Source organism: Bradyrhizobium sp., assembly GCF_049691595.1.
In the GTDB taxonomy this organism is placed as follows: Bacteria; Pseudomonadota; Alphaproteobacteria; order Rhizobiales; family Xanthobacteraceae; genus Bradyrhizobium.
The window spans coordinates 1-6,178 of record NZ_JBAVNZ010000200.1; the positions used below are offsets into that span (position 1 = coordinate 1).

4 protein-coding genes are annotated in these 6,178 nt (G+C 64.2%); 1 reads left to right on the forward strand and 3 read right to left on the reverse strand.

Annotated elements, in window-relative coordinates; genetic code table 11:
* Window positions 1–398: 398 nt before the first annotated feature.
* Window positions 399–1,709, forward strand: coding sequence for a TMEM143 family protein (locus WCE35_RS09235; protein WP_424593039.1), 1,311 nt, complete (start codon window positions 399–401; stop codon window positions 1,707–1,709).
* Window positions 1,710–1,823: 114 nt separating this feature from the next.
* Here WCE35_RS09235 and WCE35_RS09240 read toward each other — a convergent pair whose 3' ends face one another.
* From WCE35_RS09240 to WCE35_RS09250, 3 genes are all read right to left on the reverse strand, one after another.
* A complete protein-coding gene (locus WCE35_RS09240; protein ID WP_424593040.1) occupies window positions 1,824–2,879 on the reverse strand; it encodes a 2-oxoacid:ferredoxin oxidoreductase subunit beta in 1,056 nt (351 codons plus the stop codon).
* The gene (locus tag WCE35_RS09245; RefSeq protein WP_424593041.1) at window positions 2,876–4,726 is read right to left on the reverse strand and encodes a 2-oxoacid:acceptor oxidoreductase subunit alpha; all 1,851 of its coding nucleotides are present in this window, start codon (window positions 4,724–4,726) and stop codon (window positions 2,876–2,878) included. Before WCE35_RS09245 ends, WCE35_RS09240 begins: the two co-directional genes overlap by 4 nt.
* A partial coding sequence (locus WCE35_RS09250) for an FAD-dependent oxidoreductase (protein ID WP_424593042.1) occupies window positions 4,696–6,178 on the reverse strand: 1,483 nt, incomplete at its 5' end. The genes WCE35_RS09250 and WCE35_RS09245, both read right to left, overlap by 31 nt.

Consider the following 6,178-nt stretch of genomic DNA (forward strand, 5'->3'; position numbering starts at 1 on the left):
GCCCAGCGCAGCTCCGGTCGAAATCACCTCGATCGGCCGACCGCCGATGTCGCGTGCAACTTCACCCTCGACGCTTAAACCCATCGGCACCCCTCCGGCTGCACGGTCCAATCCGACAATTGTATCATCGCGCGGGGGGACGGAGAAATCCCGGGAATCGGGCTATTTGGCGGCTATCCGGGGCGTTTTGCAACGACGGCAAGGCGCCCAATGCGGCTATCCCGCCGAACTACGATCCCGCGATCCGATCTGCATCAGGTCGGCGCGCCGGTCGGCCGGTGACGTAACGGTCGCAATGAGGTTATGTTCTCTCGATCCCGGATCGTCGTTATTGGTTTCCGGATTTGGGTCCGCGGGAAAGCCCTGGCGATGGTTGTCATAGCGCTGGCGAGTGGTTCGTGAACGTCGCATCGGCCGGAGCCGGGGGCGAAGCGGCCGCGCCGGAGCAGCGCGACCGCGTCATTCCGCTACGGAAGTCGGATATCATCGAAGGTCTCGTGGCCGAGGGCGGTCTTGACGAAGCCGGGCACGCCAGGTTCCGGCAACTTTCCCGCATGCTCGCCGCCATTCTGCACTACGAATATCTTGGCGAGCTTGATCGGCTGCGGGAGGCGTATTTCTACTTCGATCCGGAGGTCGATCCGCGCGAATTCGGTTCCGCCAAGGATCTGGAAGCGGCCTATCGCGGCTTGAGCGAAGAATTCGTCCGTGTGCTCACCGAGGCCAACTTCATTGAGATCGCGCATGACGAGATCGCGCATGCGTTTGCCGCGCGCGCCCGGGTGCGGGTGAAGATCAAGGCGCCGGTGGAGGATTATCGCGACGTCCGCATGTTCCGCCGCGGGCACCATACCGAGACCATCGAGGTTCCCTTCTGGTTCGGCCTGCGCCGGCGTCCGCTCGAAATCATGGTCTACGACGACGTCGTGCTGATGGTCGCGACCAGGCCGGATGGCATGTCGCCGGCCGATACCGGCAGGGCGCTCTCGAGCGGGCGGCGCGGCGGACAAAAAGTGCGCAGCGGCGCGGTATTGCTCAAATATTTCCGCCACATCGCGCGCGCCGATCTCAAGGCGCTGTTTCCCAATGTGCGCGTGGTAATGAGCCTGGGCGACCACCTTATGCTTGGCGTGCCGGCAATTCTCGGCGGCGTGCCGATCCTGATCAAGCTGGCCTCCACCATGACGGTGCTGTTTCTTGTCGCCGGCTTCTATCTCGGCCTGTCCGGCACGATCCGCGACAACGACACCGAGCAGGCGCTGGCCGCGCTCAGCGGCCTGTTCGCGCTTGGCGCCTTCCTGCTGCGGCAATGGGGCAATTTCCACCGCCAGTCGCTGATCCACCAGAAACAGCTCACCGACAACATCTACTACCGTAACGTCAACAATAATTCCGGCATCTTCACCTACCTGATCGGCGAGGCGGAGGACCAGGATTGGAAAGAAGCGCTGCTCGCCTATTACGGCCTGCTGAGCGCGGCAGCACCTCTCACACGCGAGGCGCTCGATGCGCGCGTCGAGGAGATCCTGCTGCGGGTGTTTGGCACCTCGGCCGACTTCGAGATCGACAACGCGCTGTCGCGGTTGCGGGGTCTCGATCTCCTCGAGGAGACCGACGGCCACCTCTCGGTGTCGCCGCTTCCCGACGCGCTGGCGCGGCTCGACCGGGAGTGGAAGGGCTTTTTTGCAACGGCAGCGGAGAGCGGGTAGGGTTATGCGCGCGGGACTCAGGGCCTGAGATAGAGATGCCCCTGCGATTGCAGCTCGGCGAGGCGGAGGCGGAAGTCAGCCGAGCGTTCGGACCTGGATTTATGCGTGGCCGGACTAGCGCAGGCCGGCGTTGATCTTGTCGAGCGCGGCCGAGCCCGGACACAACGCTTTCTCATCGAGCGCGTTGAGCGGCGTTTTCACGGTGCCGAGATGGGCGTGCAGGTCTTCCGCATCGGGATCGACATAGAGCAGCCCGGTGACCACCTGGCCCTTGGCGGCGTGCTTCTGCAGGAAGGCCATCGCCGCCAGGCGGTCATGGGCGTCGTAATCGGCGTCGATCTTGCGCAGTGCCAGCCGGGTGCCGTCGTGCTGCTCGACCACCTGCACCGTGCCCGGCGCGTATTCGACCGTGATCGGGTCGCGGCCGGTGATGACGTCGAGGCGGTTGACCGCGTCATTGTGCTCGCGGACATAATCGAAACTCTTGGTCGAGCCGGCGTGGTTGTTGAAGGCGACGCAGGGGCTGACGACGTCGATGAAGGCGGCGCCCTGGTGCCGGATCGCGGCGGCGATCAACGGCACCAGTTGGGTCTTGTCGCCCGAAAAACTGCGCGCCACGAAACTCGCGCCGAACTGCAGGGCGATCGCCACCAGGTCGATGGCGTTGTCGGTGTTCATCACGCCCTTCTTCGACTTCGAGCCGCGGTCGGCGGTGGCCGAGAACTGGCCCTTGGTCAGGCCGTACACGCCGTTGTTCTCGACGATGTAGGTCATGTTGACGCTGCGGCGGATCGAATGCGCGAACTGGCCGAAGCCGATCGAGGCGGAGTCGCCGTCGCCGGAGACGCCGAGATAGATCAGGTCGCGGTTGGCGAGATTGGCGCCGGTCAACACCGATGGCATGCGGCCATGCACCGAATTGAAGCCGTGCGAATTGCCGAGGAAATAGTCCGGCGTTTTCGAGGAGCAGCCGATCCCGGAAATCTTGGCGACCCGATGCGGCTCGATCGACAATTCGTAGCAGGCCTCGATGATCGCGGCGGTGATGGAGTCGTGGCCGCAGCCGGCGCACAGGGTCGAAATCTTGCCCTCGTAGTCCCGGTGGGTATAGCCGAGATCGTTCTTGGGAAGGCCGGGATGATGGAATTTCGGCTTGGCGATATAGGTCATGATACGGCCTTGCGCAGTCGGGTCACGGTGAGACGGTTCTGGTGGTCGGCGATGGCGTTGGCGATGAAGCCCGCGGTGATCGGCGTGCCGTCATAGTGCAGGATCGGCACCAGCCGCACCGGATCGATGCCGTTCTCGTTGACGATCAGCTGGCGGAGCTGGCCGTCGCGGTTCTGCTCGACCACGTAGACAAAGTCATAATTGGCGATGAAGCTTGCCACGCTGGAATGGAACGGGAAGGCGCGAATCCGCATGCGGTCGAGCAGATGCCCGCGCGATTCGAGGATTCCGATCGCCTCGTCCATCGCCGGCGACGTCGAGCCGAAATAGATCACGCCGCATTTGGTCGGCCTGGCGGCGTTGGCCTGCAACGGCCGCGGCACCAGGTCCCGGGCGGTCTCGAACTTGCGCAGCAGCCGCTGCATGTTGTCGGCATAGACCGCGCCTTCCTCGGAATAGCGCGCGTAGTGGTCGCGCGAGGTGCCGCGGGTGAAGAACGAGCCCTTGGTCGGGTGGGTGCCGGGATAGGTACGGTAGGGGATGCCGTCGCCATCGACGTCGAGATAGCGGCCGAAGTCGCGGCCCGGCACGTCCAGCATCTCCGCGGTCATCACCTTGCCGCGGTCATACTGCCTGGCGTCGTCCCATTTCAGCGGGCGGCAGAGCCGGTGGTTCATGCCGATGTCGAGATCGAGCATCACGAAGATCATGGTCTGCAGCCGCTCGGCGAGATCGAACGACTGCGCCGCGAACTCGAACGCCTCGGCCGGGTCTTCCGGGAACAGCAGGATATGCTTGGTATCGCCATGCGAGGCATAGGCGCAGGCGATGATGTCGCATTGCTGGGTGCGCGTCGGCATGCCGGTCGAGGGGCCGGCGCGCTGCACGTTCATGATCACGCCCGGGATCTCGGCAAAGTAGGACAGGCCTATGAACTCCGTCATCAGCGAGATGCCGGGGCCCGAGGTCGCGGTGAAAGCGCGCGCGCCGTTCCAGGAGGCGCCGATCACGATGCCGATCGAGGCCAGCTCGTCCTCGCCCTGCACGATGGCGTATCTGGCCTTGCCGGTTTCGGGATCGTGGCGCAGCTTCCTGCAGTGGCTGGCGAAGGCATCCGCCAGCGACGAGGACGGCGTGATCGGATACCAGGCGCAAACGGTGGCGCCGCCATAGACCGCGCCGAGCGCAGCCGCGCTGTTGCCTTCCACGAAGATGCGATCGCCGACCTTGTCGGCCTTCCGGATCCGCAGTCCGATCGGGCATTTGAGGTTTTGCAGCGCCCAGTCGCGGCCGAGATGCAGCGCATGGACGTTCGATGAAAACAGCTTTTCCTTGCCCTTGTACTGCTCGCCGATCAGTTGCTCGATCAGCTTCGGGTCCATCTCGAGCAGCGCGCAGAGCGCGCCGAGATAGATGATGTTCTTGAACAACTGACGCTGGCGCGGATCGGAATAGGTCGAGTTGGTGATCGCGGTCAGCGGCACCCCGATCACGGTGATGTCGGCGCGGAATTTCGACGACGGCATCGGCTTGGTCGAATCGTAGAACAGGTAGCCGCCGGGCTCGATCGAGGCGAGGTCCTTGTCCCAGGTCTGCGGGTTCATCGCCACCATCAGGTCGACGCCGCCGCGGGCGCCGAGATGGCCGGCTTCGGTCACCCGCACCTCGTACCAGGTCGGCAGGCCCTGGATGTTGGAAGGGAAGATGTTGCGCGGCGCGACCGGCACGCCGTGGCGCAGGATCGCGCGCGCGAACAGTTCGTTGGCGCTCGCCGAACCCGAGCCGTTGACATTGGCGAAGCGGACGACGAAGTCGTTTACGCCGCCGATCGGGCTTTGGACTGACATGTTGATCCCGCGTGTGTCATATCGATGAGGTATTTCTGCATGTCCCAGGCGCCGGTCGGGCAGCGCTCGGCGCACAGCCCGCAATGCAGGCAGACGTCTTCGTCCTTGACCATGACGCGTCCGGTCTTGAGGCCGTCGGCGACATAGAGGTCCTGGTCCGGATGCGGCGAGGGCGCTTTAAGTCGTGCGCGCAGATCCGCTTCCTCGCCATTCTCGGTGAAGGTGATGCAATCCATCGGGCAGATGTCGACGCAGGCGTCGCATTCGATGCACAGCGGCGCGGTGAACACCGTCTGGATGTCGCAGTTCAGGCAGCGCCGCGCCTCGCCGAGCGCGAGCTTGAGGTCATAGCCGAGTTCGACCTCGGTGCGGATATCCTTCAGCGCGATCACCTTGTCGCGATGCGGCACCCTGAAGCGGTTGTCGGGGGAGATGTCGTTGTCGTAGCTCCACTCGTGGATGCCCATCTTCTGCGACGAGATCTGCACCTCGGGGAGCGGACGCTCGGTGATGTCCTCGCCCGAGAGCATCTTGTGGATCGACAGCGCGGCGTCATGGCCGTGCGCCACCGCCCAGATGATGTTCTTCGGCCCGAACGCGGCGTCGCCGCCAAAAAACACTTTTGGATGGGTCGACGCAAAGGTCTTGGGATCGACCCTCGGCATATTCCACTTGTCGAACTCGATGCCGCAGTCGCGCTCGATCCAGGGAAAGGCATTTTCCTGGCCGACCGCGACCAGCACGTCGTCGCAGGGAATGGTCTGGTCGGGCTCGCCCGAGGGCACCAGATTGCGGCGACCCCTGGCGTCGTATTCCGCCTTCACCTTATGGAAGGTGACGCCGGTGAGCTTGCCGTTGTCATGGATGAAGGCGACCGGGACCATGAAATTGAGGATCGGAATATCCTCGTGAAGGGCGTCGTCCTTTTCCCAAGGGCTCGCCTTCATTTCCTCGAAGCCGGAACGCACAATCACTTTCACGTCCGCGCCGCCGAGGCGGCGGGCGGTGCGGCAGCAGTCCATCGCGGTGTTGCCGCCGCCGAGCACGATCACGCGCCGGCCGATCTTCTCGACATGGCCGAACGATACCGACGCCAGCCATTCGATGCCGATGTGAACATTGCTGGCGGCTTCCTTGCGGCCGGGGATGTCGAGCTCGCGGCCGCGCGGCGCGCCGGAGCCGACAAAGATCGCGTCGTAGTTTTCGGCGAGCAGCTTCTTCAGGCTGTCGATGCGCTGGCCGCCCCTGAACTCGATGCCGAGGTTGAGGATGTAGTCGGTTTCCTCGTCGACCACCGAATCCGGCAGGCGGAATTTCGGGATCTGGGTCCGCATCATGCCGCCGGCCTTCGGGTCCTGGTCGAATACGGTGCAGTGATAACCGAGCGGTGCGAGATCGCGCGCCACGGTGAGCGAAGCGGGACCGCCGCCGACGATCGCGATGCGCTTGCCG